This window comes from Aquabacterium sp. T101, from assembly GCF_057219775.1.
This window is the reverse complement of sequence record NZ_JBXVVZ010000019.1, coordinates 1-752: the sequence shown is the minus strand read 5'-3', so window position 1 is coordinate 752 and position 752 is coordinate 1. Positions and strand designations below refer to the sequence as shown.

Sequence of the window (752 nt, the reverse complement as noted above, 5' to 3'; positions counted from 1 at the left end):
CTGCTGGAGCTCGTCGAGATGGAAGTGCGCGAGCTGCTGAGCAAGTACGACTTCCCGGGCGATGACACGCCGATCGTGAAGGGTTCGGCCAAGCTGGCGATGGAAGGCGACAAGGGCGAGCTGGGCGAAGGCGCCATCATGAAGCTGGCCGAGGCGCTGGACAGCTACATCCCGACGCCCGAGCGTGCGATCGACGGTGCGTTCCTGATGCCGGTGGAAGATGTGTTCTCGATCTCGGGTCGCGGCACGGTGGTCACGGGTCGCGTGGAGCGCGGGGTGATCAAGGTCGGCGAGGAAATCGAGATCGTGGGCATCCGTGCGACGCAGAAGACGACGTGCACGGGCGTGGAGATGTTCCGCAAGCTGCTGGACCAGGGTCAGGCGGGGGACAACGTGGGCATTCTGCTGCGCGGCACGAAGCGCGAGGACGTGGAGCGCGGCCAGGTGCTGTGCAAGCCGGGCTCGATCAAGCCGCACACGCACTTCACGGCCGAGGTGTACGTGCTGAGCAAGGAAGAGGGCGGGCGTCACACGCCGTTCTTCAACAACTACCGTCCGCAGTTCTACTTCCGCACGACGGACGTGACGGGTGCGGTGGAGCTGCCCAAGGACAAGGAGATGGTGATGCCTGGCGACAACGTCAGCATCACGGTCAAGCTGATCGCGCCGATCGCGATGGAAGAGGGCCTGCGCTTCGCGATCCGCGAAGGCGGCCGCACCGTCGGCGCCGGCGTCGTCGCCAAGATCATGGA

The 752-nt window shown here is 65.4% G+C and carries 1 protein-coding gene; it reads left to right on the top strand.

All coding sequences use genetic code 11. From position 1 onward, the window contains the following. A partial coding sequence (locus tag AC2EAQ_RS18890; protein ID WP_484645989.1) for an elongation factor Tu occupies positions 1-752 on the top strand: 752 nt, incomplete at both ends.